The organism is Gordonia sp. NPDC003585, assembly GCF_040610755.1.
In the GTDB taxonomy this organism is placed as follows: Bacteria; Actinomycetota; Actinomycetes; order Mycobacteriales; family Mycobacteriaceae; genus Gordonia.
Window position 1 is genome coordinate 1 of record NZ_JBEXMX010000032.1, and the last position, 24,967, is coordinate 24,967.

Below are 24,967 nucleotides of genomic sequence, written 5' to 3' on the forward strand. Positions count from 1 at the left end.
GGGATAGGCAACCACGAATCCCCGACGCTGCGCCTGTGAGTCCCACCCATAGGCCCGCTGCGCCTGGCCGACCTGATCCGGTTGTTCCGCTGTCCCGGGAGGTGTTCGCGCGCATGACCTTTGCGCCCTCTTCACGGACCCGACCGAGCACCTGTCCGACGTCCTCCCAGCCGACCCAGCCGGCGAGCTGACGCGCGTACTCGTCCCGCAGGGCGATGTCTTTGATCCGCGCCACCACGGGCACGGTCTCGCGCAACGCATGCACCCGGCCTTCAGCGGTGTCGAGATCATGGCCACCGAGAAGCGTGCGGATCGCGAATTCGAACATCGGGACCCGACGCGCGATGAGATCGCGGACCGCGGCGTCGCCCTTGTCCTGGCGCAGCTCACACGGGTCCATGCCGTCGGGCGCGATCGCCACGAACGTCTGCCCGGAGATACTCTGCTCACCTTCGAAAGCCTTGAGCGCCGCCGCTTTTCCGGCGCCGTCACCGTCGAAGGTGTAGATGACCTCGCCGCGGAAGTACGAATCGTCCATCATCAGACGGCGAATCAGCGCCAGGTGGTCTTCGCCGAACGCGGTGCCGCACGATGCGACGGCGGTGGTGACGCCCGCGAGATGCATTGCCATCACATCGGTGTAGCCCTCGACCACCACCACCTGGTGACCCTTGGCGATGTTCTTTTTGGCGTGGTCGAGGCCGAAGAGCACCTGAGACTTCTTGTACAACATGGTTTCCGGCGTGTTCATGTACTTGCCCATGTTGTCGTCGTCGAACAACTTGCGGGCACCGAAACCGATGATGTCGCCACCGAGGTTGCGGATGGGCCACAGCAGCCGACGCCGGAAGCGGTCGATCGGTCCCTTCCGCCCCTCGGTCGAGAGCCCGGCGGCCTTCAGTTCGTCGAACTCGAAGCCTTGTGACAGAAGAGCTTTGGACATCGAGTCCCACCCGTCGGGGGCGTATCCACAGCCGAACTGCGCAGCCGCTGCCGCGTCGAAGTTGCGTTCGGTGAGATAGTCGCGCGCCTTCTGCGCCTCCGGCGTCTGCAGTGCGGCCACGTAGAACTTGTGCGCGGCAGCGTTGGCGGCGACCAGCCGTGCCCGGGTTCCACGGTCGCGTTTGATCGCGGTCCCGCCACCCTCGTAGTTGATCTGGTAGCCGATCCGGTCGGCGAGCTGTTCGACGGCCTCGACGAAGCTGACGTGTTCCTGCTTCTGCAGGAAGCTGTAGACGTCGCCGCCCTCTCCGCAGCCGAAGCAGTGGAAGTGTCCGTGATTGGGGCGGACGTGAAACGACGGTGTCTTCTCGTCGTGGAAGGGGCACAGACCCTTGAGGCTGTCGGCGCCGGCGCGGCGAAGTGCCACGTACTCGCCGACGATGTCCTCGATGCGCGTCTGCTCACGGATTGCCGTGATGTCGCGATCGGGGATTCGGCCTGCCACGCGACCAGTGTAGTGACGTCCGCGGGTCCGGTTCCGGCCACGTCCCCAGCCGGTAGCATCCGACTCGTGGCCATCAAACTGGAGAATGTCGGCATCGCCGTGCGCGACCTCGAGGCGACGATCGCCTTCTTCACCGACCTCGGTCTGACGGTGGTCGGCCGGGAGACGGTCAGCGGCGAGTGGACCGACACCGCCGTCGGCCTCGACGGCAACCACGCGAAGATCGCGATGCTGCAGACGCCGGACGGTCACGGCACTCTCGAACTCTTCGAATACATCCACCCGCGGGCGATCGAGACCGACCCCACCCTCCCCAACGAGATCGGCATGCACCGGGTCGCCTTCTCGGTGGACGACATCGACGAGGCCCTCGAGATCGCCGCACGGCATGGGTGCCACCCGCTGCGGGGCGTCGCGAATTATGCCGACGTGTACAAACTCACGTACGTGCGCGGGCCCAGCGGCATCCTCGTCATGCTGGCGCAGGAGTTGAAGCCGCCTGCCGGCTGAGGTGGGTGCTAGCTCAGATCAGCCCAGGTGCGCTTGTGCGCCCGAGTTCTGTTTGTCGGTGCGTTCGAGCCGACCTTCGGTCATCGACGCGATCTGGTCGACGACGACCCGCATGCGAGCGGTGTCGTCGGCCGCGTCGTTCCAGGCGGGTACGAAGATCGGGTCGAGTCCACCCGGCGCGGCCGCCAAGAACCAGTCCGCGACCCGGTGGATGCGTTCGCGCTGGCGGTGCTGCGTCGCCTTGTGCCGCTCGTTGGAGAAGATGAACCGCAGCGCCAGCGTCTTGAGCATCAGCACCTCGGCGGCGACCATCTGTGGGACCGCGAGGTCGGCGTCGTAGCGCGACACCGGCCGGTCACCCACCTCGGCACGGGTACCGGTGATCGCGGCCGACGCGAACCGGCCGATGAACTCACTCGTCAGCCGTTTGAGCGTCACATAGTTGTCGAGGGTGCCGTCGAACACGCCGACAGACCGGACGATGTCCATGCGGGAGAGACGCTTCGCGGCGTCGATGAGCGCCTCGAGTTCCAGGCCCGGAAACTCCCGCAGACCGATCTCGGCAAGTGCACGCTGGTCTTGCGGATCGGCGAGCGTGCGCAGATCGATGCGGTTGGCAATCACCCCGTCCTCCAGGTCGTGCACCGAATAGGCGACGTCGTCGGACCAGTCCATGATCTGCGCCTCGACGCATTGACGGCCCTCGGGGGCGCCACGGCGAATCCAGGCGAGCACCTCGGCGTCGTCGTCGTACGCACCGAACTTGGTGCCCGGTGCGCGACGGGTCCACGGGTACTTCAGCGTCGCATCCAGCGACGCCCGCGCGAGGTTGAGCCCAGCGCTACGGCCCTCGTCGTCGAGCAGTTTGGGTTCGAGCCGACTCAGGATGCGGAGATTCTGCGCGTTGCCCTCGAAGCCGCCGTGATCGGCGGCGACCTCGTCGAGCGCGCGTTCGCCGTTGTGTCCGTACGGTGGATGGCCGATGTCGTGTGCCAGGCCGGCGAGTTCGACGAGGTCGGGTTCGGCACCGAGCCCGATCGCGATACCCCGGCCGATCTGCCCGACCTCGAGCGAATGCGTCAACCGGGTCCGCGGGGTGTCACCCTCGCGCGGACCGACGACCTGGGTTTTGTCGGCGAGCCGACGCAACGCGGCCGAATGCAGGACGCGCGCGCGGTCACGGGCAAAGTCGCTGCGGTGATCCGTGCGGGTGCCGGGGAGGCTCGCCACCTTGGCACCTTCCGGCACTATCCGCTCGGTCGCCTCGAGGCCGTAGTCCGCCATCGGCGGTGCGATGTGACCCGCGGCGGTGGGAAAGCTAGTCAAGCACCCAGCCTCGGGCGACGGCGAATTCGGTGACCCGACGTCGAATCGCGACAATCTGGGCGGCCGTCAGATCGCCCGACGAGTCGAGCAGCAGCTCGGTGAGTTCCTCGGTGAAGGCGGCAGAATCGAGCGTGCCTGCACCGCCCCGCGAACGACGTTCGCCCCGGTGACCACGATCATGTCCGCGGTCCCGGTCACGATCTCCATGACCGCGGCCGCCACCGTGGTGTTCTTCACGACGGTGAGCACGGGCATTCGCCGAATCGTCGGCAGGGGCCTCCTCGGTCACCGCGACGTTGATCGCCTTGGCGCCCCGATCGGTTTCCTCGACGTCGAAGGACACCTTGGCACCCGGCTTCAGCGAGTTCTCGTCGATGTCGATGTCGTTGATGTGCAGGAACACATCGGCGCCACCCGACTCCGGCGCCAAGAACCCGAAACCCCGATTCGTGTCGTAATGAACGACTTTCCCGCTGACCGCCACGACTCCACTCACTCTCCTCCGCCTGCGCGGCCGGACCCCTTGTCCGCGCGCACGGCAAACTCGCCCTCAATTGTGACAGACAATCGCAGGTCAAGCGGAATCGATCGGCGAGATCGATGCCCACGAGGACGCACGGTCAACGGTTTGGGACGCCCAGTCAACGGACGGTCAGGCTCTGATGAGCTTGCCCGCCAGGTATTCGGCAACCTTGTCGAGGGCGACCCGTTCCTGACTCATGGTGTCGCGCTCACGGATCGTGACCGCCTGGTCGTCGAGGGTGTCGAAGTCGACAGTCACGCAGAACGGTGTACCGATCTCGTCCTGACGGCGGTAACGCTTGCCGATGCCCTGCGCGTCGTCGAACTCGACGTTCCAGTGCCCGCGCAGTTCGGTCGCGAGATCGCGGGCCTTGGGTGAGAGCTTCTCGTTGCGCGACAGCGGCAACACCGCCACCTTGATCGGCGCCAGGCGTCGGTCGAGCTTGAGGACCGTGCGAGTGTCGGTGCCGCCCTTGGCATTCGGCACTTCTTCCTCGGTGTAGGCATCACACAGGAAGGCCATCAACGAACGTGTGAGACCGGCTGCCGGTTCGATGACGAACGGTGTGTAGCGCTCACCACTGGCCTGGTCGAAGAAGCTAAGATCCTCGCCCGAGTGCTTGCTGTGGGTGGACAGGTCGAAGTCGGTGCGGTTGGCGACACCCTCGAGTTCACCCCACGGATTGCCGGCGAAACCGAACTTGTACTCCACGTCGACCGTGCGCTTGGAGTAGTGCGACAGCTTGTCCTTGGGGTGTTCGAACAGCCGCAGATTCTCCGGATCGATGCCGAGCTTCACGTACCAGTCGAAACGCTGGTCGATCCAGTACTGGTGCCATTCCTCGTCCTCGCCCGGTTTGACGAAGAACTCCATCTCCATCTGCTCGAACTCGCGGGTGCGGAAGATGAAGTTGCCCGGCGTGATCTCGTTGCGGAAGCTCTTGCCGATCTGGGCGATGCCGAACGGCGGCTTCTTGCGCGCGGTGGTCATCACGTTCTTGAAGTTGATGAAGATGCCCTGCGCGGTCTCCGGGCGGAGGTAGTGCAGACCCTCCTCGTCGTCGACCGGACCGAGGAAGGTCTTCATCAGACCCGAAAAGGCCTTGGGTTCGGTCCACTTGCCCGGCTGGCCGGTCTCGGGATCGTTGATGTCGGCGAGCCCGTTGGCCGGCGCGTGGCCGTGCTTGATCTCGTAGGCCTCGATGAGGTGATCGGCACGATAGCGCTTGTGCGTGTAGAGCGACTCCACGAGCGGGTCGGTGAAGACCTCTACATGGCCCGACGCCTCCCACACCTGACGCGGCAGGATGACCGACGAGTCGAGGCCGACCACGTCGTCGCGACTCGTGACCATGGTGCGCCACCACTGCCGCTTGATGTTGTCCTTGAGTTCCACGCCGAGCGGACCGTAGTCCCACGCCGATTTCGTCCCACCGTAGATCTCACCGCACTGGTAGACCAGGCCCCGGCGCTTGGCCAGGTTCACGACGGGATCAACTCGATTGGACTGGGCGGCGGCCACGATGATGTGCTCTCCACGGACGTTGGGATCGGGACGGTCGTCGGCGTCCACCTGCGGCGAACGAACAACCTCTACAGGGTAGCCGTCGCGCTCACCGGACCCCGAATCGCTACCGCGGACGCGAACAACTGACTGTGGGCTAGGTCTCGGCGGGCGGTGGTATCCCACCCTAATGAATCCCCGATCGTTTGGTACTCGCTGGTCATGTCCCTGCCGACGGGATGCCTGTCCTGACCGCTACCCTGAGGCCGTGATCCTGCGCAAGCGCACGCTGATCGCCACGACCCTCGCGCTTCTGCTGGTCGTGAGCGGTTGCGCGTCCGCCGGTGACCAGGCAGCTCAGAAGAGCGCCGAGAACACCAGCATCTCGTCGCCGCCGAGCATCGCACCGCCGATCACAGACCTCAGCCCCGAATCGTTGGCACGCGGGGTCACTGTCGACAACGTCATGCGGCATCTGAAGGCCCTACAGCAGGTGGCCGACGACCACCACGGCAACCGCGCGGCCGGTACGCCGGGCTACGACGCATCGGTCGACTACGTCGCGGACATGTTGCGCCGAGCGGGTTTCACCGTCTCGACACCGACCTTCGAGTACACCCGTTTCGAGTCCGGTCCGGTGGATCTGAAGGCCGACGGCATCGCGATCGACGCGACGGTCCTGCAGTACACGACGGGCACCGGCGACCATCCGGTGACCGGAAACCCGGTCACGGTCGGCGGATTCGGGTGTGTTGCGTCCGACTATCCGGCGGCCACGCGCGGCGCGATCGCGGTCGTCACCCGAGGCACCTGCCAGTTCGTCGACAAGGCGCGACTCGCCGAGGCGGCCGGCGCACGCGGCGTCATCGTCGTCAACAACGTTCCGGGAAAACTGGCCGGCGCGACGCTCGGCGACGAGGAACCGCCGGTGCCGACGATCCCGGTGGTCGGCGTCGCGGCAGGCGCAGGCGACCAGGTGCGTGCGGCGAGGTCGATCAGCCTGTCGGTTACTGCCGGGAACAAGAAGATCGTGTCGCGCAACGTGATCGCGCAAACCACCACAGGCAGCGCCGACGACGTCGTGCTTGCCGGAGCACACCTCGACAGCGTGCCGGCCGGGCCGGGCATCAACGACAATGGCACCGGAACCGCCGCCCTGCTCGAGACCGCGCTGCGACTCGGCTCTGCTCCGCGGGTGGCGCGCGCCGTGCGTTTCGCGTTCTGGGGAGCCGAGGAAGAAGGGCTCATCGGCTCCACCCGGTATGTCGAGTCGCTCGACGTACCGCAGCGGCAGGCGCTGGCGCTGTACCTGAACTTCGACATGCTCGGCTCCCCGAATTTCGGGTACTTCGTCTACGACGGCGACGACTCGGCGCGTGACGGAGCAGGTCCGGGTCCCGACGGCTCGGCCGGCATCGAGCGAGTCCTCAACCGCTTCTACGCGACCTTCCCGGCGCAACCGATCACCACGCAGCCCGGCGACTTCGACGGCCGGTCCGACTACGGCCCCTTCATCGCAATCGGCGTACCCGCGGGCGGCGTGGACACCGGCGCCGAACAGAAGAAGACACCGGAGCAGGTCCGACTCTGGGGCGGGACGGCCGGGCAACCGTTCGATCCGAACTACCACTCGCCCAGGGACACCATCGACAACGTGAACAACGGCGCGCTCGCGGTCAATGCGTCGGCGGTGGCCTACGGTGTCGCGACCTATGCGTTGGCGGTCGCCGGACCCGACGCGGTACCCGGCCCACGAGTGCGTCAGCGCACTCAACCCTGACGGATCGCCGTCAGGACTTCACACCACACATCCACCAGTCGTCGCCGAGCGAGACCGGGTCTCGGCACATCATGCCGTACATGTCGAAACCCGCGGGTGATCTTCCCGGACTATGCAGAATGCCACCTGCATCGTCGGGAGTTCCGATCCACAAGGGAAAGAATTTGATGTCGCCGCCGGAGACCCGGCCGTCGACCGTCAGGTATCGCAGATGCAGAGGAAGGCTCTGTCCGTAATAGTCGTCGCCGGGATCGACGTTAAGGGCCTGGTCGTAGAGGGCGCGATGAGTGATGAACCAGGCTCGGGGTGATGCAGCGGCCCAGTCTCCGACGATGACGGTGCCGAACACCATCACCGGCAGCACGGCGAGAACTGCCACCGCCGGACGGCGCATCCGGACAGCACCCATCACCGCGCAGACCACACCCACCAGACACAGAAACCACATCACAGCCGCAGCGATGAGGCCAAAGATCCACAGATCCACGCGCAGGAGGAACCAGCCCAGCGCGATAAACCACAGAAGCAGCCCGAGCACCAGAACCGGGAACGCCGCCCGGTCGACAGGCGGTGCTTCCGACGATCCCGACACTCTCCGCTCCTTCGCCCCGACGTCCGATCCGGTCGCGCGGCCAAGCGTCGACTCTTTGACAATCGCTTCCGATAAGATGGCAGGAAACCCACGAGGAGAAGGTCCCACCAAATGTCGGCTCACGAATTCGATCTGCGCCAATCTACCGTGGCGCGGGAGGCCGCGAGCGATCTGCTGCGCGCGCTGGCTTCCCCGACCCGGATCGCGATCGTTCTCGCCCTTCGTGAACGAGTCCAATGCGTACACGAACTGGTCGGGCGACTCGATCTCAGCCAACCTCTGGTCAGCCAGCATCTGCGCGTCCTCAAGGACGCCGGAGTGGTGCGCGGACAGCGCAACGGCCGCGAGATCACCTACGAACTCCTCGACGATCACATTGCCCACATCGTGAACGACGCGCTCGTCCACGCCATGGAGGTCGCCGCGCCCGACGCCCAGGTCTCCGACGCAGCTGCGGAGGCACGGTGACCGGGCCGCAGCCGGTCACCGGCATCCGCTCCACGCGTCAACGCGCCGCGATCGCCGACGCACTCGCCGCCACCGACGATTTCTGTTCGGCACAAGAACTGCACGACGCCCTTCGAGCCCGCGGCGAATCCATCGGACTCACCACCGTGTACCGAAACCTGCAGGCGCTCAGCCAATCCGGTCAGATCGACGTGTTGTGGGACGGTTCCGGCGAGACCCGATATCGGCACTGCTCGGCCAATCATCACCACCACCTCGTGTGCCGGTCGTGCGGGACCACCGTCGAGGTCCAGGCCGAACCGGTCGAGAGGTGGGCGACGCGCATCGCTCGCGAGCACGGATTCACCGGCATCAACCACACCGTCGAGGTGTTCGGCACCTGCGCCGACTGCACCGTCGCCGCTCCCTGACCCGAAAGTCCGGTGACCGAACCGCTGACCTGGGCAAATACGCTTCCGTCGTGCCGAAAAATCTAGGGGAAGAACTTCCTCCCCTAAGTTCCGAGTCCTCCCCGCGAAATTTCGTGGGGAGGACTCCAAGGGTAGGGGAAGAAACTTCTTCCCCTACTTTTCGTGCGGCCAACGCCGGACGACCATCCTTGGCGCGATGGCCCCGTCCCGGTCCATGACCTCGGCTCTAATTCCCCACCAGCCGCGTCGCGGCGTCGGCGCCGGAGGTCAGGACGATGTGCAAGACGGTGAGCAACGGGATGTCGTCGAGGTTGCCGGCCGGAAACGTGTAGTACTGCAGCACATCTGTGGTCACGCCCTGGGGGTCGGAGCGCCGGAGGCTGCCGAAGCTCAGCTGCGCACCGCAGGTCTCGACGTCGTCGCGGAGTTGCTCGGTGTTCGGGAGGTCGAGTGCGATGAGCTGGGTGATGGCCAGCACGTCGAGCCCGTCGGCGAGGGCGAGCACCCGGATCGAAGCGCTCGTCGAACCGACTTGCACCACAAGCGATTCCGGATCGGACGACGCGACGCTGCCGATTTCGGAGAGCAGCCCCGACACCCGGCTCAGCAAGGAGTCGGTCATCGTGGGTTCACCCCGCCGAAACGGCGGTCGCGTTCGGCGTACTCCAGGCATGCCGCCCATAGGTCTCGACGATCGAAGTCGGGGAACAGCTTCTCCTGGTACACCATCTCCGCGTAGGCCGACTGCCACAACAGGAAGTTGGAGATCCGTTGTTCGCCCGAGGGTCGCAAGAAAAGATCGACGTCGGGCATGTCCGGCTCGTCGAGGTACCGCGCGAAGGTGGACTCGGAGATCCGCTCGGGATCGATCTCCCCGCGCGCGGCCCGGCGGGCGATTTCCCGTGCGGCGTCGGCGATCTCGGCACGGCCACCATAGTTCACGCACATCGTCAGGGTCATCACCGTGTTGTCCCTGGTGAGTTCCTCGGCGACCTCGAGCTCGCGGATCACGCTGCGCCACAGTCGTGGTCGGCGGCCGGCCCAGCGGACTCGCACACCCATCTCGTTCATCTCGTCACGACGACGACGGATCACGTCGCGGTTGAACCCCATCAGAAAACGAACCTCGTCGGGACTGCGCGACCAGTTCTCGGTCGAGAAGGCATACGCCGACAGCCATGTGACGCCCAACTCGATACATCCGCAGACGGTGTCCATCAGGACCGCTTCGCCACGCTTGTGGCCTTCCGTGCGCGGCAGGCCACGATCGGTCGCCCACCTGCCGTTGCCGTCCATCACCAGTGCCACATGCCGGGGTACGAACTCGGCCGGAATAGCTGGTGGACGCGCACCGCTGGGATGCGGATCGGGCGGTCGGACCACCCGCGGTTCGCCGGGCTTCTCCGCGGCGCCCGACGCCTTGCGCCGCGACGCGCCTGGCCGTAACGCCATCACCGCACTCCTCTCACGCCGTTTCCACCAGCCTATGAGGCGCGGAGCGTTCGATGAGCGGCAGGGTTCGGAGCTGACGTTCCAGATGCCATTGCAGATGCGCCGCGGTCAATCCGCTGGCCTGGCGGCGCAACGACGGGGTCGCATCGGCGGTGTGTTCCCACTGACCCCGGAACAGCGCGTCCATCAGGTCGAGCACACCGGGCGACGGTGTCGCCGCGCCGGGCGGCCGACAATGCAGGCAGACGGCACCGCCGACCGCGACGTGGAAGGCCCGATGCGGACCGGGCGTCGCACAGCGGGCACAGACGTCGAGGGCGGGCATCCAGCCTGCGCAATGCATTGCCCGCAGCAGAAACGCGTCGAGGATCAGTTCCCGCGGGCGTCGCTCCTCGGCGAGTGCCGACAACGCCCCCACGGTCAAGCGGTGCAGTTGCGGCGCTGGCGCACGCTCTTCGCCGGCCAACCGCTCCGCGGTCTCGAGGACCGCGCATGCCGTCGTGTAGCGCCCGTAGTCGGCGACCAGGGCGTCGCCGAAGACGTGCAGGCTGTGCACCTGCGTCACCACATCCAGATTCCGGCCGGGGTAGAGATGCACATCGACGTGCGCGAACGGTTCCAGCCGCGCCCCGAACTTCGACCGGGTGCGCCGCACGCCCTTGGCCACCGCACGCACCAGGCCGTGTTCGGCGGTGAGCAGCGTGATGATGCGATCCGCCTCACCCAGCTTGTGCTGGCGCAGCACCACAGCCTCGTCCCGGTAGAACCTCACCCGCACATTCTTCCACCGGGCAACGACGGAGCGGAGCGCGACATACCGCAACGGGCCTTAGTTGGCGTTCATCACGCGGTCCAGACGCGGCGGCAAGGTCATCGCACCCGGGTAGCGATGCCAGTTCTTCCGGTCGTAGTACTTGGTGCCCGCCCAGCCGAGCAGCGCACCGAGGATCAGTCCGCCCAGGCACTGGATCACCGACCGCGCCAGACCCGCACTCAGGTCGGAGTCGAAGTAGAGAATCGATCGCACCCCGAGGTAGATCACATGCATCGGCTCCACGGCCGCTATCCACTCGAAGATCCGTGGGCTCGCCTCCAGCGGCAGCGTGCCGCCCGACGACGGCAAGCCGAAGACCACGAAGAAGATCAGGTTGAAGATCAGACCCGGATTGCCGAACACCGCCATCATCGACGTCGCCGTCACCCCGACCGCGAAGATCGCCAACACGGAATATGCCCAGAGCGCAAACGCATTCGGCAGCGACGTACCCACGGCCGCACACACCGCGATGAACAGGGCCGCCTGCACAAACGAGACGAGCAGCATGATCGTCCACTTCGCCGCCACGGTCCCCCATCGAGAGATCGACAGGCGGGTGCGAAGTTGGTAGAACGGGCCGAACTCGATGGGCGTCTGCCCCAGCATGCCGTCGACGAGGATGCTCACCATCATCGCCCCGGTGAATCCGGCCAGGATGAGCAGCAGCGCAAAATAGAACGCCGTCAACCCATTACCCGCTCCGGCAGGTAGCGGTGTGGGCTCGATCACCGTGACGTCGACCGGTGCGGCGAGCGCCACCTGGGCGGCCCCGGTGAACGGCTTGTCGAGTTTGCTCAACTGGGCGTGCACCGTGTCGGTGAGTTGCGACCCGAACTGGGCATTGACCTCGGTGCGCATGCGGTCGGCAAACGTCGTCGTGACCGACGATGCGAACGCGCCGGACCCGCGGTTGATGTAGACCCCGATCGACGGCGTCGCCGGTTTGTTGGTGAGCACGGTCGCCTGCCCCAGCGCAATCGCCTTGTTGGTGAATCCGGTGTCGATCACCACCACGCCGTACACCTTGCCGGTACCCAGGTCGTTGAACGCCGTGGCCCGATCCGTCCGGCTGATGACGATGCCGTTCTCTGCGGCCGAGGAGATCACACCGTCGGCCACCTGATCGCCGAAATTCTGCTCGGTCGACGTGCCATCCCCGTTGTCGACCTTGCCGCCGGTGTCCTCGTTGACCAGCGCGATCGGGAAGTCGTGCAGATGCTTCTCCGGGTTGACCACCGCGGCCATGTACAGGGCTGCCATCAGGCAGAACAGCACCACCACGAGCACCACCGGCAGCAACCAGAATCGCGGTGACCCGAGCACGTCGGCGATGGTCCGGCCTGCCTCTGCCTCCGGCTCGGCCGCCTCGTGTTCACCGCGGTCGGGCGCGATCACCGTCGCGTCCGGCTCCTCCTCGTGCTTGCCCATCGGTCTCCTCCCGATCCCGACCGTCTCACTGTTGTCTCGCCACGCCCTTCGAGGCTCGCTTCGCTCGCACCTCAGGGAGCGGAAGTTGTCACACCCTTACCACGGGCAACCCTGCCACACCGGGATCGGATCAGAAGCCCATGCGTCCGAGTTGCTTGGGGTCGCGCTGCCAATCCTTGGCGACCTTGACGTGCAGGTCGAGGTAGATCTTGGTGCCGAGCATCCGCTCGATCTGGGCGCGGGCGGCGATACCCACCTGTTTGAGCCGCGCACCCTTGTGGCCGATGATGATGCCCTTCTGGCTGGGACGCTCGACGTAGAGAATCGCATGCACGTCGAGCATCGGGACCTGGTCGGGTTCGCGTTCGCGCTCGATGATCTCCTCGATGACCACGGCGAGCGAATGCGGGAGTTCGTCGCGGACCCCCTCCACCGCGGCCTCCCGGATGAACTCGGCCATCATGACCTCTTCGGGTTCGTCGGTCAGTTCGCCTTCCGGGTAGAAGGCCGGCCCCGGATCCATCAACGACACCAGGACGTCGGTGAGGACGTCGAGTTGGGCACCGGAGGTCGCCGACACCGGGACCACCTCGGAGGTGGGTCCGAGCAACTCGGACAGAGCCAGCAATTGCGCCGCGACCTGCTCCGGACCGACGCGGTCGATCTTGGTGACAATGCCGACGACGGTGGTCTTGGGCGCCATCTGCCGCACCTGTTCCACGATCCACCGGTCACCCGGACCGATCTTCTCGTCGGCCGGGATGCACACCCCGATGGCGTCGACCTCCGAGTAGGTGTCGCGGACGAGATCGTTCAAGCGCTGACCGAGCAGGGTCCGCGGCCGGTGCAACCCAGGCGTGTCGACCAGGACGAGCTGGGCGTCGGGCCGGTTGACGATGCCGCGGATCGTGTGGCGGGTGGTCTGCGGACGATTCGAGGTGATCGCGATCTTCTCGCCCACCAGCGCGTTCGTCAGCGTCGACTTACCGGTGTTGGGACGTCCGACGAAACAGATGAAGCCCGAGCGGAACTCCCCCATCAGGCTTGTCCCACGCGGGATGTCGGCGTGCCTGCGGTGTCGGTGAGATACACATATGCGTCGGGACTGACGTCGGCGAACGTGGGCAGACCCGGGTCGTCGGCACGGCCGTTGACCACCACCGCCGCCTCGAATCCGCGCGCACCGCTGGACAACGCGGTGGCGATCGCGACCTGTAGCGCCGACAACGTCAGCGTGGCGGTCACGACGTCGGCACCCGCGTAGGTTCGCCCGTCGTCGTCGCGGACGGCCGCGCCCGACGCCGCTTCGGCTCGAGCCAGCGCTCCGCGTGCGAGCACGACGAGCTTGCGGTCCTCGTCGGAGAGGTCATCGGTCACGATCGTTCCTTACTGCCGGCTCCTGATCGCGATGTGCGCGAAGCAGATCCGACGGTGTCATGGGTTCCGTTACGCCGGGCAGACCCGTCGCGGCGCTTGTGGTCCTCCGGTGTGCCACGCTCGCCGGCCGCCGCAGACAGCGATTCTGGTGCGGCAACCCGAGCGTCGCCGTTGTCCGCGCGGTCGTGTTCATCTGATCGATCCTCGTCGTCCGGGGTGTCGATCCGGGTCACCAGCACGGTCGTGATGCGCTGGCGTCCCTGCCGATTCGGCCCGCCCTCGGCGATCAGTTCCAGCCCGTGTGACTGTACCCGCGCCCCGGGCAACGGAACGCGGCCCAGTTCCAGACCGACCAGTCCGCCAACGGTTTCCACCTCGTCGTCGTCGATCTCGATGTCGAACAGTTCGCCGAGGTCCTCCACCGGCAGCCGCGCCGACACCCGATAGGCCTCATCTGGGAGTTCCTCGATCGGGGCGACCTCGTCGAGGTCGTATTCGTCGGTGATCTCCCCGACGATCTCCTCGAGCACATCCTCGATGGTCACCAGGCCGGCAATGCCGCCGTACTCGTCGACCAGCATCGCCATGTGATTTCGGGTGCGCTGCATGTCGGCGAGTACCCGGTCGAGCGGCTTGGAGTCCGGGATGAACTCGGCCACCCGCATGACGTCGCCGACGGTGAGCGCCGACGCGTCGTCGGCCGATCTGGCGACCAGGTCTTTGAGATACACCACCCCGAGGACGTCATCGGTGTTCTCGCCGATCACCGGGATACGCGAATGTCCGGACCGCACAGCCAGATTGGTGGCCTGCCCGGCCGACTTGTCGGCTTCGATCCAGACCATCTCGGGCCGCGGGACCATCACCTCGCGGGCGAAGGTGTCTCCGAGGTCGAAGACTGACTGGATCATCCGGCGCTCGTCGGCGGCCACGACGCCGCTGGCCTCGGCGAGGTCGACCACCTCGCGCAGTTCGACCTCGGTGGCGAACGGCCCGTTGCGGAAGCCGCGTCCGGGCGTCAGCGCGTTACCGATGAGAATCAGCAGCCGGGTGACCGGCTTGAGCAGGACACCGAGGGCCGACAGCAGAATCGCCGACGACAGGGCGATCGTGTACGCATGCTGGCGGCCCAACGTCCGCGGTCCGACTCCGACGGCCACGTACGACACCACCGCCATACCGATGATCGCCGCGAACAGGCCCCAGCCGAGTCCAAGAGCATCGGTGGCGCTCAACGCGATCAACGCGACAGCGGCGGTCTCGCAGCTCACGCGCAGCAGCACCGCGAGCCCCACATAGGTGGCGCGCGCGGACAAGATCGTCATCAGCCGCCGAGCCCCCGCCCGGCCTTCCTTGACCATGTCCTCGACGCGGGCGATGGACACCGTCGACACCGCGGTGTCGATCGCGGCGAACAATCCACCGACACTGATCAGGATGATCGCCGCGACGACGAACCATATGTCGTCGGGCACGGTCATTTCTCCTCGGGCGGTGCGGCATCCGAGGCCTTGGCCTCGTCATCCGCTGCGGTGAACCCGATGTTGGACAGCAGACGCGCGTCCTTGTCGGACTGCCGCTGCTTGCGCGCCTGACGGTGACGTTGCGCGTAGAAGGCCTCGAGGATCTCGTTCTGCAGGCCGAACATCTCGCGTTCTTCGTCGGGGTCCGCGTGGTCGAAGCCCAACAGATGCAGGACGCCGTGGATGGTCAGCATCGACAGTTCGTGGTCGAAGGAACGTCGTGCTGACTTGGCTTGCTGCGCAGCGAATTCCGGGCACAACACGATGTCGCCGAGAATCGCTGGACCCAGGTCGGCGGCGTCGGGCCGACCGCCCGGCACCAGCTCGTCCATCGGGAAGCTCATCACGTCGGTGGGACCGGGCAGGTCCATCCACTGAACGTGCATGTCGGCCATCGTGTCCTCGTCGACGCACAGCACCGACAACAACGCCGCCGGATTCACGTCCATCGCGTTGATCGCGAAACGCGCGGCCTCGATGATCAATTCGGCCGGGACGTCGACGCCGGATTCGTTGGCGAACTCGATGCTCATGAGCGTCGTCCGTGGCTCGATGCGCGTCGGGTGGCGCGATTACCGGGCAGCTTGTCGGCGTCGCGCAGACGGCCGCCGCGCTGGGCCTCCTCGGCGCGTCCGTAGGCGTCGACGATGTCGGCCACCAGACGGTGGCGCACCACGTCCTGGCTGGTCAGGTGCGAGAAGTGGATGTCGTCGATACCCTCGAGGATCCCCGTTGCGGCAAGGAGACCGCTTCGCGCACCGCCAGGAAGGTCGACCTGCGAGACGTCGCCGGTCACCACAACTTTGGAGCCGAAACCCAACCGGGTGAGAAACATCTTCATCTGTTCGGTGGTGGTGTTCTGCGCCTCGTCGAGGATGATGAAGGAGTCATTGAGGGTTCTACCGCGCATAAAAGCCAGCGGCGCCACCTCGATCACCCCGGCCGCCATCAGCTTGGGGATCGACTCCGGGTCGATCATGTCGTGCAGGGCGTCGTAGAGCGGACGCAGGTAGGGGTCGATCTTCTCGCTCAGCGTGCCGGGCAGAAACCCGAGCCGCTCGCCGGCCTCGACCGCCGGTCGGGTGAGGATGATCCGGTTGACCGCTTTGGACTGCAGGGCCTGCACGGCTTTCGCCATCGCAAGGTAGGTCTTGCCCGTGCCGGCCGGTCCGAGCCCGAAGACCACCGTGTTGTTGTCGATCGCGTCGACGTAGCGCTTCTGGTTGAGCGTCTTGGGGCGGATCGTCTTGCCGCGCCGCGAGATGATGTCCAGGGACAGCACCTCGGCCGGCGACTCGGCGGTCGTCTCGGAGAGCATCGACACGCTGTGCCGCACCAGGTCCGGCGTCAGCGGGGTGCCGCGGCCGACGAGGTCGACCAGTTCGCCGATGACCCGCTCGGAGGCCGCGACATCGGCGGCGGCGCCGGTCAGCGTGACCACGTTGCCGCGCACATGGATCTCGGCGGGCAGAAGCTGTTCCAGGGTGCGCAGATTGACGTCGCTCGCGCCGAGCAGCCCGAACACCACTTCGGGAGAGACTTCGACGGTAGACGTGACCACAGATCGGCGCGTCGAGGTCGCGCGCGACTGCCCGCTCGTGTCGGGATTGTCGTCAGTCACGTATGAAATCACTCCTGATCATCGGGTTGTGTGGCACCGCCCATGCGCGCTGGGCAACACTGCGGTGCACGCCAGTGTATCGCGACACAACGAGCGGCCAGCAGGCAATATTCCGGTGCCGTTCACATCCCCTACCGTTCAGATCCCCAGCACGCGCATCGTCTGTCGGTTTCCGACGCTGCGCGGGTTCACGAAGACGTCGTGCCCTTCCTCCGGCACCACGATCAGCTCGGCGGACTGCCCGCGCGACCCCACCACCTCGACGTAGTGGCGGCTCACCTCGACGGGGATCGCGGTGTCCCTGTCGCCGTGCACGGCGACGACGTGCGCGTCGAAGATGTCCTGCTCGATCGGTGACGCGGCCCGATACCGCGCCGGCGCGTCCGCGTAGGACGCCCCGATCAGCGCGCGCACCGACTCGCGACCCGCCTGGCCTGCCGCGACGAGGTCGAGCGCTGCCGACTGCGCCACAACGGTGGTGATGCGCGTCCGGGCCGTCTGGGCGCCGAGTCGGGCGACCGCGCACACCGCCAGTTGACCGCCGGCCGAATGGCCGACCACACCGACCGACGACCAGTCGACGCGGTCGGCGACCACGTCGGGCAACGGCGCACGCACCTGCTCGTCGAGCGCCGACAGCGCGTCGACGACGTCGGTCGCGCTGTTCGGCCAGCCACCACCGGGCTCGCCGACGCGGCGATACTCGATGTTCCACACCAGAGCGCCACGTTCGGCGTATTGCCGAGCGATTGCGGACTGGATGGTGAGGCTGAACTCTGTGGTCCAGTACCCGCCGTGAATCAGGACCACCGGCCGCATCGTCGGCGGCAGATCGGCCGGATCGGATGCGTGATAGAGGTGACCGAACTTCGACGGCGCCGCACCGTAGTGGATCTTGGTGCGATGCACCGCACAGCGTTTCACGAGTTGACCGGTTTCACGAGCTCACCGCGTCCAGCGGTCGGTCAGGGCACCGATCGCCCCGAGCGCGACCGCAGCGGCCGTCGACGTCCGCAGGATCTCCGGGCCGAGGATCACCGCGTGCCCACCGAGAGCGGTGAGGTCTGCGACCTCGCCGTCGTCGAGGCCGCCTTCTGGCCCGATCACCAGCACGATCCGATTGGCTTGCGCCAGTGGAAGATCGCGCAACGACGCGGACGCCTCCTCGTGCAGGATCGCCACCGTGCCGCCCGTCGCGATCGCGTCTGCGCAGAGTGCGCGCACGTCGGTCGTCGACGCGAGGTCGGTGACGTCCGGAATCCAGGCCCGCCGACTCTGCTTGGCGGCGGCCGACGCGGCGACACGCCACTTCGTCACGCCTTTGTCGGCTTTACCTGCCCACCGCGCGACGCACCGGGCCGCTTGCCACGGCACGATGATGTCCGCGCCGGCCTCGGTGGCGAGGTCGACGGCCAACTCGGAGCGCTCCGATTTCGGCAGCGCCTGCACCACGGTGACCTGCGGGGTCGGCCGTGCTCGGTAGGTGAACTCACGGACTCGCGCGATCAGCCGGTCTTTCGCCTCGATGGACTCCACCTGCGCCAGCGCGGTCGATCCGGCGCCGTCGCCGATCACGACGCGCTCGCCGACCGACACCCGGGTGACCGTGACCGCATGCCGGCCTTCGGGACCGCCGAGCACGACATCGGCTCCGGGTTCGGGGACCGTCTGGACCCAGAACAGCGGAGGACTCATACGCCCGCCGACCGCTACCGGCCCGCGAACGCGTTGCGCAGACGGGAGAACAGCCCGCCCGGACCGGCGGCGCTCGTGGTGTTGATGATCTCGATCTGATCGTCGGACGCGTCGCGGAAGCGTTTGAGCGCCTCGGACTGCGCGGCGTCGAGCTTGCCGGGCACCACCACGTCGAGGTGGACGTGCATGGTGCCGCGAACACCCGAGTTGACGTGTGGCATGCCCTGTCCGCGCAGCTTCACCACCTGGCCGGGCTGGGTTCCGGCGGCGATCGTGACGGTCACCTGATCGCCCAGGATGGTGTCGACGGCGAACTCCGAACCGAGCGCCGCGTCGGCCATCGGCACCCGCAAGGTGCAGTGCAGGTCGTCCTTGTCACGCATGAACACCGCATGCGGGCGCTCGGCCACCTCCACGTAGAGGTCACCCGCGGGTCCGCCCCCGGGGCCGACCTCACCTTGACCGGCCAGCCGCACGCGCATACCGCTCTCGATGCCTGCCGGGATCCGGACGGTCATCGTGCGGCGCGACCGAACGCGGCCGTCGCCACCGCACTTGTGGCAGGGATCGCTGATGACCTCGCCGACGCCATGGCACGTCGGGCAATCGCGGACGGTCATGACCTGGCCGAGGAGCGAACGCTGGACGGCCTGGATCTGCCCGTTGCCCTTACACGTGTCGCAGGTGGTGGGTTTGCTGTCGCCGTTGGTTCCCGATCCGGTGCACACGTCGCACAGGATCGCGGTGTCGACGGTGATCTCCTTGTTGACGCCCGACGCACACTCGTCGAGGTCGAGTTCGATCGCGACGAGTGCAGGCTCGCCGGGCTGTACCCGGGACCGCGGGCCGCGCCCCGAACCGAATCCGCCGCCACCACCGAACGCACCGCCGGACCCGAAGAACGCCTCGAACACGTCACCGAAACCACCGCCACCGCCGAATCCACCACCGGCACCCGCGGTCGCGAGCGGATCTCCGCCGGCGTCGACGATGCGACGCTTCTCCGGGTCACTCAACACCTCGTAGGCGGTGCTGAGTTCCTTGAAGCGTTCCTCTTCTCCTGGATTGACGTCGGGATGCAGTTCGCGTGCCTTCTTGCGATAGGCGCGCTTGATCTCCTGGTCGCTTGCCCCTTGGGGCACGCCCAGAATTCCGTAATAATCACGTGCCACGGTTGTGTCGGTCCTTCAGGTATGGCTCGGTGTTCAGGTATGGCTCAACGTTCGGCGAGTACTTCGCCGACGTACTTCGCAACGGCTGCGACGGATGCGATTGTTCCCGGATAGTCCATGCGGGTCGGACCGAGCACGCCCACCCCGCCGAACACCGTGCCCGATGCACCGTACCCTGTCGACACCACCGAGGTGCCGCGCAGGTTCTCCGTCTGGGTCTCCTCCCCGATCTGCACTGTGACGCTGCCCATACGGTGCGCCGCGGCGAGCAACTTCAGCACCACGACCTGCTCTTCGAGCGCGTCGAGTACCGGGTCCATGCCGCCGGTGCCAGGGGCGAAATCGGCCGCCGACCTCGCCAGATTCGACGTCCCGCCCAGCACCAGACGGTCGTCCCCGCGCTCCACCAGCGTCTCCACGAGCACCGTCGCCACGTTCACCACTGCGGTGCGGATGTCGGCGGGGGCGGCATTGGCGACCTCGGCCACCGCGGCCGACGCCTCCTCGAGACGTTTACCGTGCAATGCCACCGAGAACATGTCGCGCAGCCGGATGAAGTCCTCGTCGTCGAGATCCTGTGACAGCGCGACCACCCGCTGTTCGACGCGCCCGTTGTCGGTGATCACGACCAGGAGCAGACGCGACGGCGACAAGGTCACCACCTCGAGATGGCGCACGGTTGCCGTGGACAGGACCGGGTACTGGATGACGGCGACCTGTCGGGTCAGCTGGGCGAGCAGCTTGACCGACCGGCGAAGTACGTCATCGAGATCCACTCCGGAATCGAGCACCGAGAGAATGGCGCGACGCTCGGCACCCGACAGCGGTTTGATCTCGCTGATGCGGTCGACGAAGACGCGGTAGCCCTTGTCCGTCGGTACCCGACCAGAACTCGTGTGTGGCTGGGTGATGTACCCCTCGGCCTCGAGGACGGCCATGTCGTTGCGCACCGTCGCGCTCGAGACGCCCAGCTGGTGACGCTCCACCAACGCCTTCGAGCCGATCGGCTCCTGCGTGTCGACGTAATCCGTCACGATCGCGCGCAGGATCTCGAACCGACGATCATCGGTGCTGGACACGCTTTTCACCTCCTGACCACGCTCGCTCTGCCATACAGTGGGTAACGTCCATCTTACGAAACTGCGCTGCAAAGGCCGGACAAGCAATGATCTTCAAGGGGGTGCGCGAGGGCAAGCCCTATCCCGACCACGGTTTGTCGACGCGCGCGTGGGCCAAGATCCCGCCGCGGCAGTTGCGACTCGACGAACTGACGACGGTGACGACGGTGCTCGCGCTCGACAAGCTCCTCAGCGAGGACTCCACTTTCTACGGGGACCTGTTCGCGCACGTCGTGCGCTGGCAGGGCGAGTTGTACCTCGAGGACGGATTGCACCGCGCGGTGCGGTCGGCGCTGCGCAACCGGCACATCATCCATGCCCGCACCCTGGATCTGGACGCGCTGGATCTCCGTTCGGAGGCCACCTCCATCGAGCAACAACTCGGCGACACCGCCGAATTGCCGAAGGCGGAACGTCCGGCCGGCGCCCATCGTCGGCCCACGCCCACCGGTGGCCGGAGCACGGGATGGACCACACCACCGCGCGCGCCCGACCCCAGTTGGAGCAGGCCGGTCGTCGAGTAGGACATGTGACCAGGAACAACATTTCTAAGGTTTGACTAACCTCTCATCGCATCGATAACATTTCGGACACCGACTTCTCACGACCAGCGACGTTCGGGCGACGGTCGGCCATCGGGGGTTCTCGGGCCGAAGGCCGACCAAGCGATCGAGTCCACGTCGTCGGTTACCGATGAAAGGACAACATGATCAAGCTCCTCCGCACCGCGACCATCGCGGTGTTCGCGCTGCTGCTCGGCGTCGGACTGGCCGGCGCGCCTGCCAACGCCGACGTCAACATTCGGGCCGGAAAGGCTGCGGACCTCTCCGTTGCCGCGGCCAACCCGAGCACCGCACAGCTCGAGCGTCAGTACGCCGGATTCTGGAACCCCAACGTTCCGGTGTCCCCGAAGTACGCCGCCAGCTACCGCGGCAACACCCCGAAAGTCCAGCAGCAGATCAACAAGGTGCTGGCCAATTCCCGGACCATGGACTTCTTCTCGATCCAGGGGCGTCTGACCAGCAAGACCATCAACGGCAACCGGATGACCGCGCGCGGCAACGGTGTGATGGCCGGATTCCCGGCGCAGGGCGTCACCATGGAGTACATCCGTGACGGCGGCCTGTGGAAGTTCGACTGGAAGGCCTACTCGCAGAGCAACGGCCTCAAGGGTCTCGACTGGGGCTACTGAGCCGCATCTTCATTGAGTGACAAGGATCTGACATGAGCAAGTTCATCCGTCTGGCCGCGATCGGCTTCTTCGCGCTGCTCCTCGGAGCGGGACTGGCTTCGCCGGCTCAGGCCGACGTCGACATCCGTTCCGGGAAGGCCGCGGATCTCCCCATCCGCTCGGCGAATCCGAGCAACGGTGAGATCGAGCGTTCGTACGCGGCGATGTGGAACCCCAACGTTGCGCTGGCTCCCAAGTACGCAGTCAGCGTTCGGGGCAACACCCCCAAGGTGCAGACCTCGATCCAGAAGGCGATGTCCATGAGCAAGACGATGGACTTCTTCTCCATCAAGGGGCGGGTGACCGGTAAGACGATCAACGGCAACAGCATGACCGTCACCGGCAACGGTGTCATGGCCGGCTACCCGGCGCAGAGCTTCACGTACTACTACGTCCGCGAGGGCGGCATCTGGAAGTACGACTGGAAGGCCAACTGCCGTCCGGGCTGCCAGGGCAATCCCGACTGGGGATACTGATCGGCAACACACGGCGGCCCCTCGCGACGCGAGGGGCCGCCGTGTGCTCTGTGTGGCCACTAACCGGTCTGCTGAGACCTCTGTACAGAGAGATGCACTTTCGATGATCGAAGTGACAGGCTTGTCGAAGTCGTTCGGCAAGAAGGAAGCCGCGAAGGACGTGACGTTCCGGGCCGAACCCGGCGCGCTCACCTATCTTTTGGGACCCAACGGGGCAGGCAAGACCACCGTCCTGCGCATGATCGCGGGCCTCTCGCGCCCGAGCTCGGGCACCATCTCGATCAACGGCTCGCGGTTGCGCGCCCTCCCGGATGTCAAGCGAGAGATCAGCTTCTGCCTCGGCGCCTTCGTCCGCAACCCCAATCACACCGGGCGCCAACACCTTCGCTGGCAAGCGCGGCTCGCGGGCATCGACACCGCCGACGCCGACCGCGTCCTCGAACTGGTGGGTCTGTCCGATGTGGCCAAGCGGCCCACCGGAAAGTACTCCTATGGAATGCTGCAGCGACTGGGGATCGCGACGGCACTGCTCGGCGACCCGCGGACCATCGTCCTCGACGAGCCCGCCAACGGCCTCGATGTCGAGGGAACCCTGTGGCTGCGTGACCTGCTCACCGGCCTCGCCAACGAAGGCAAGTGTCTTCTCGTCGCCTCCCACAGTCTGTCCGAGGTGGAGATCAACGCGTCGTGGGTCATCATCATGGGACAGGGACGCGTGTTGTCCAACACCTCCCGAGACGAGATCGTCGCCGCCGGTACCGAACCACGCAGGCTCGAGTCGGCCTACCTCGACATAACAAGGAACAGTGTGGAATACGCGGGAACAGGGGGCGCACGATGAGTCACCGCGCTCCCGATTCGACAGTCGCGACCGGCATCGAATCGGTGCCCGACGCGCAGCCGACCGACATCGACGCCGCACATTCGGCCACACCCGGTCCGGACGTGGCGCCCCTTCCGCCGGCCACCCGGGTTCGGTCGACAAACGTGCTCACCCGCTCTGCCCGACTCCCCCGCGATCTCGGCCGCGCCGTCGGCAGCGAACTCGCCAAGCTCTCCTGGCGGAGCCCACTCTGGTATGCGATTGTCCCACTGGCCGTTCTGATCCCGACCGCCATCAACTTCGGCATCGCCAAGGCAACCCAGATGGAGGCGATCGACGGCAGCGGCGGTATGGACACCAACAACGCCGGTTACTGGGTGATCGTCTTCTCGACCATCATCATGATGTCGGCACCCGTCTCGTCGTTCTCCAACGAGTTCAAGGACCGCACGGTGGAGATCGTCTGCTCGATCCAACCGCGCCGATGGCTCCTGCCGGTCGCGAAACTGATTGTCTTCGGCACGATTTCGGCGGTGGTCATCGCCGGGACCATCTTCGGAATCCTGTCGGTGTTTCCGCACGTGTTCCCCGAGATCTGGGGACGCGTGGATCTGTGGTCGGCCGCCGGGCTCCGGCAATGGGTGGGCACCGCGTACCTGTCGGTGTTGATCTGCGCACTCGGCCTCGGTTTGGCGGTTCTGCTCCCGCGGCCCGGCCTGGTGATCATGGTGATCCTGCTGTGGATCTGGGGTATCGAGAACTTCGTCGGCATGATCCAGGGCGACATCGGGCTCACGTTGCAGAACTACTCGCCGTTCAAGAACGCGACGCTCGGCGTCGGCCAGATCACCTCCATCGAAAGCCCATTCGGCGGACCGAACGGCTCACTCGTCTATTTCTCGATCATCGCCATCGCGATCTTCGTGTTCGGGCTGGTCCGATTGGCCTCGACCGATCTGAAGAGCGAATAGCTGAGGAGCTCACCAATGAAACTGTTCAAACTTGTTGTGGCGTGCGTGTTCACGGTCATCTTCGGACTCGGACTGGCCGCGGCTCCCGCACACGCGGACGTGTCCGTCCGATCCGCCAAGACTGCAGACCTCTACGTCCGCACCGCTGCTCCGGGCAACGCCGAGCTCGAGAAACAGTTCGCCGCACTGTGGAACCCGAACATTCCGATGGCCAACAAGCTCGAGGTGAGCTATCGCGGCAATACACCCAAGGTGCGTGCGCAGGTGCAGAAGGCCCTGGCATACAGCCGGCAGATGGACTTCTTCTCGATCACCGGCCGCTCGATCGGCGCACCGACCATCAACGGCAACCGGATGACCATGACCGGCAGTGTGGTGATGGCAGGCTTCCCGGCCAAGACGTCGCGCTACCACTACATCCGCGACGCCGGACTGTGGAAGATCGACTGGAAGGTCACGTGCCAGGAACTGCAGTGCAGCGGCAACCCGGACTTCGGCTACTGATCCGAAGCGCTCGATGGCTGCCCCTGCGACCTGCGGGAATCTGTACGCGGGAGGCTGGTCAGGTGCACAGTGCACTTGGTGGGGTTGGCAGGTACAGCTTTCCTACGGGTGGCGATCGTGTTCGGGACCGTCTGATCGAGGAACTCCACGGCGACGGCCACTGAAACGTTCCCCGACGACGTCGGCGGGTGGGTCGCGGC

The 24,967-nt window shown here is 66.1% G+C and carries 28 protein-coding genes; 10 read left to right on the top strand and 18 right to left on the bottom strand.

Features of this window, described 5'->3' with window-relative positions:
- Positions 1–1,447: DNA primase (gene dnaG, locus ABZW74_RS10815; RefSeq protein ID WP_355276146.1), on the bottom strand; the 1,447-nt coding region annotated here is incomplete at its 3' end.
- Between the two features lie 66 nt (positions 1,448–1,513).
- Here dnaG and ABZW74_RS10820 point away from each other — a divergent pair.
- On the top strand, positions 1,514–1,957 hold the full coding sequence (locus ABZW74_RS10820; protein ID WP_355276148.1) for a VOC family protein: 444 nt from the start codon (positions 1,514–1,516) through the stop codon (positions 1,955–1,957).
- 18 nt (positions 1,958–1,975) lie between these two features.
- On the opposite strand, the gene ABZW74_RS10825 is transcribed toward ABZW74_RS10820, so the two are convergent.
- The 3 genes from ABZW74_RS10825 to ABZW74_RS10835 form a co-directional block, all read right to left on the bottom strand.
- Complete coding sequence (locus ABZW74_RS10825) at positions 1,976–3,241, bottom strand: deoxyguanosinetriphosphate triphosphohydrolase (RefSeq protein ID WP_240862648.1); 1,266 nt, start codon at positions 3,239–3,241, stop codon at positions 1,976–1,978.
- A gap of 34 nt (positions 3,242–3,275) precedes the next feature.
- Complete coding sequence (locus ABZW74_RS10830) at positions 3,276–3,767, bottom strand: cold shock domain-containing protein (RefSeq protein ID WP_240862646.1); 492 nt, start codon at positions 3,765–3,767, stop codon at positions 3,276–3,278.
- Between the two features lie 168 nt (positions 3,768–3,935).
- Positions 3,936–5,327: a glycine--tRNA ligase gene (locus tag ABZW74_RS10835; RefSeq protein WP_355276209.1), complete on the bottom strand. Its 1,392-nt coding sequence runs from the start codon at positions 5,325–5,327 to the stop codon at positions 3,936–3,938.
- Positions 5,328–5,577: 250 nt separating this feature from the next.
- On the opposite strand from ABZW74_RS10835, the gene ABZW74_RS10840 reads away from it, so the two are divergent.
- Positions 5,578–7,089, top strand: coding sequence for a M28 family metallopeptidase (locus tag ABZW74_RS10840; RefSeq protein ID WP_355276150.1), 1,512 nt, complete (start codon positions 5,578–5,580; stop codon positions 7,087–7,089).
- Positions 7,090–7,099: 10 nt separating this feature from the next.
- On the opposite strand, the gene ABZW74_RS10845 is transcribed toward ABZW74_RS10840, so the two are convergent.
- A complete protein-coding gene (locus ABZW74_RS10845) occupies positions 7,100–7,681 on the bottom strand; it encodes a hypothetical protein (RefSeq protein WP_240862611.1) in 582 nt (193 codons plus the stop codon).
- Between the two features lie 111 nt (positions 7,682–7,792).
- Here ABZW74_RS10845 and ABZW74_RS10850 point away from each other — a divergent pair, with 111 nt between their 5' ends.
- Together ABZW74_RS10850 and ABZW74_RS10855 are read left to right on the top strand one after the other, a co-directional pair.
- On the top strand, positions 7,793–8,149 hold the full coding sequence (locus tag ABZW74_RS10850) for a metalloregulator ArsR/SmtB family transcription factor (RefSeq protein WP_240862609.1): 357 nt from the start codon (positions 7,793–7,795) through the stop codon (positions 8,147–8,149).
- Entirely contained in the window at positions 8,146–8,559 is a 414-nt protein-coding gene (locus tag ABZW74_RS10855) for a Fur family transcriptional regulator (protein WP_240862607.1), read from the top strand. The genes ABZW74_RS10850 and ABZW74_RS10855 overlap by 4 nt, the downstream gene beginning before the upstream one ends.
- 226 nt (positions 8,560–8,785) lie before the next feature.
- Here the strand turns inward: ABZW74_RS10855 and ABZW74_RS10860 are convergent, their stop codons facing one another.
- The 13 genes from ABZW74_RS10860 to hrcA all read right to left on the bottom strand — a co-directional run bounded on the left by ABZW74_RS10860 (position 8,786) and on the right by hrcA (position 20,723).
- Positions 8,786–9,181 carry a hypothetical protein gene (locus tag ABZW74_RS10860; protein WP_355276153.1) on the bottom strand — a complete coding sequence of 132 codons (396 nt, stop codon included), beginning with the start codon at positions 9,179–9,181 and terminating at the stop codon, positions 8,786–8,788.
- Positions 9,178–10,011 (bottom strand): isoprenyl transferase, encoded by an 834-nt coding sequence (locus ABZW74_RS10865; protein ID WP_355276155.1) that lies wholly within the window; start codon positions 10,009–10,011, stop codon positions 9,178–9,180. Before ABZW74_RS10865 ends, ABZW74_RS10860 begins: the two co-directional genes overlap by 4 nt.
- A 13-nt stretch (positions 10,012–10,024) precedes the next feature.
- Positions 10,025–10,783 carry a DNA repair protein RecO gene (gene recO / locus ABZW74_RS10870; RefSeq protein ID WP_240857603.1) on the bottom strand — a complete coding sequence of 253 codons (759 nt, stop codon included), beginning with the start codon at positions 10,781–10,783 and terminating at the stop codon, positions 10,025–10,027.
- 57 nt (positions 10,784–10,840) lie between these two features.
- Entirely contained in the window at positions 10,841–12,256 is a 1,416-nt protein-coding gene (locus ABZW74_RS10875; RefSeq protein WP_355276157.1) for a DUF3533 domain-containing protein, read from the bottom strand.
- Between the two features lie 130 nt (positions 12,257–12,386).
- Positions 12,387–13,295: a GTPase Era gene (gene era, locus ABZW74_RS10880; RefSeq protein WP_355276159.1), complete on the bottom strand. Its 909-nt coding sequence runs from the start codon at positions 13,293–13,295 to the stop codon at positions 12,387–12,389.
- The gene (locus tag ABZW74_RS10885) at positions 13,295–13,633 is read right to left on the bottom strand and encodes a cytidine deaminase (RefSeq protein WP_355276161.1); all 339 of its coding nucleotides are present in this window, start codon (positions 13,631–13,633) and stop codon (positions 13,295–13,297) included. The genes era and ABZW74_RS10885 overlap by 1 nt, the downstream gene beginning before the upstream one ends.
- A complete protein-coding gene (locus ABZW74_RS10890) occupies positions 13,630–15,108 on the bottom strand; it encodes a hemolysin family protein (RefSeq protein ID WP_355276163.1) in 1,479 nt (492 codons plus the stop codon). The genes ABZW74_RS10885 and ABZW74_RS10890 overlap by 4 nt, the downstream gene beginning before the upstream one ends.
- A 2-nt stretch (positions 15,109–15,110) precedes the next feature.
- Positions 15,111–15,689 (bottom strand): rRNA maturation RNase YbeY, encoded by a 579-nt coding sequence (gene ybeY / locus ABZW74_RS10895; protein WP_355276165.1) that lies wholly within the window; start codon positions 15,687–15,689, stop codon positions 15,111–15,113.
- The gene (locus ABZW74_RS10900; protein ID WP_240857597.1) at positions 15,686–16,777 is read right to left on the bottom strand and encodes a PhoH family protein; all 1,092 of its coding nucleotides are present in this window, start codon (positions 16,775–16,777) and stop codon (positions 15,686–15,688) included. The genes ybeY and ABZW74_RS10900 overlap by 4 nt, the downstream gene beginning before the upstream one ends.
- 138 nt (positions 16,778–16,915) lie before the next feature.
- A complete protein-coding gene (locus ABZW74_RS10905; RefSeq protein WP_355276211.1) occupies positions 16,916–17,686 on the bottom strand; it encodes an alpha/beta fold hydrolase in 771 nt (256 codons plus the stop codon).
- Between the two features lie 36 nt (positions 17,687–17,722).
- Entirely contained in the window at positions 17,723–18,472 is a 750-nt protein-coding gene (locus ABZW74_RS10910; RefSeq protein WP_240857595.1) for a 16S rRNA (uracil(1498)-N(3))-methyltransferase, read from the bottom strand.
- 14 nt (positions 18,473–18,486) lie between these two features.
- Positions 18,487–19,644 (bottom strand): molecular chaperone DnaJ, encoded by a 1,158-nt coding sequence (gene dnaJ / locus ABZW74_RS10915; RefSeq protein ID WP_240857594.1) that lies wholly within the window; start codon positions 19,642–19,644, stop codon positions 18,487–18,489.
- 44 nt (positions 19,645–19,688) lie between these two features.
- Positions 19,689–20,723 (bottom strand): heat-inducible transcriptional repressor HrcA, encoded by a 1,035-nt coding sequence (gene hrcA / locus ABZW74_RS10920; RefSeq protein WP_240857593.1) that lies wholly within the window; start codon positions 20,721–20,723, stop codon positions 19,689–19,691.
- An 86-nt stretch (positions 20,724–20,809) separates the two neighbouring features.
- Between hrcA and ABZW74_RS10925 the strand changes: the two genes are divergently transcribed.
- The 6 genes from ABZW74_RS10925 (at position 20,810) to ABZW74_RS10950 (ending at position 24,767) form a co-directional block, all read left to right on the top strand.
- Positions 20,810–21,286, top strand: a complete 477-nt coding sequence (locus ABZW74_RS10925) for a type II toxin-antitoxin system VapB family antitoxin (RefSeq protein WP_240857592.1) — start codon at positions 20,810–20,812, stop codon at positions 21,284–21,286.
- Positions 21,287–21,468: 182 nt separating this feature from the next.
- Positions 21,469–21,954, top strand: coding sequence for a hypothetical protein (locus ABZW74_RS10930; protein ID WP_240857591.1), 486 nt, complete (start codon positions 21,469–21,471; stop codon positions 21,952–21,954).
- A gap of 32 nt (positions 21,955–21,986) precedes the next feature.
- Positions 21,987–22,469 (top strand): hypothetical protein, encoded by a 483-nt coding sequence (locus ABZW74_RS10935; RefSeq protein WP_240857590.1) that lies wholly within the window; start codon positions 21,987–21,989, stop codon positions 22,467–22,469.
- Between the two features lie 103 nt (positions 22,470–22,572).
- On the top strand, positions 22,573–23,310 hold the full coding sequence (locus ABZW74_RS10940) for an ATP-binding cassette domain-containing protein (RefSeq protein WP_240857589.1): 738 nt from the start codon (positions 22,573–22,575) through the stop codon (positions 23,308–23,310).
- Positions 23,307–24,263 carry an ABC transporter permease gene (locus ABZW74_RS10945; protein ID WP_355276170.1) on the top strand — a complete coding sequence of 319 codons (957 nt, stop codon included), beginning with the start codon at positions 23,307–23,309 and terminating at the stop codon, positions 24,261–24,263. The genes ABZW74_RS10940 and ABZW74_RS10945 overlap by 4 nt, the downstream gene beginning before the upstream one ends.
- A gap of 15 nt (positions 24,264–24,278) precedes the next feature.
- Complete coding sequence (locus ABZW74_RS10950) at positions 24,279–24,767, top strand: hypothetical protein (RefSeq protein ID WP_355276172.1); 489 nt, start codon at positions 24,279–24,281, stop codon at positions 24,765–24,767.
- The last annotated feature ends 200 nt before the right edge of the window (positions 24,768–24,967 follow it).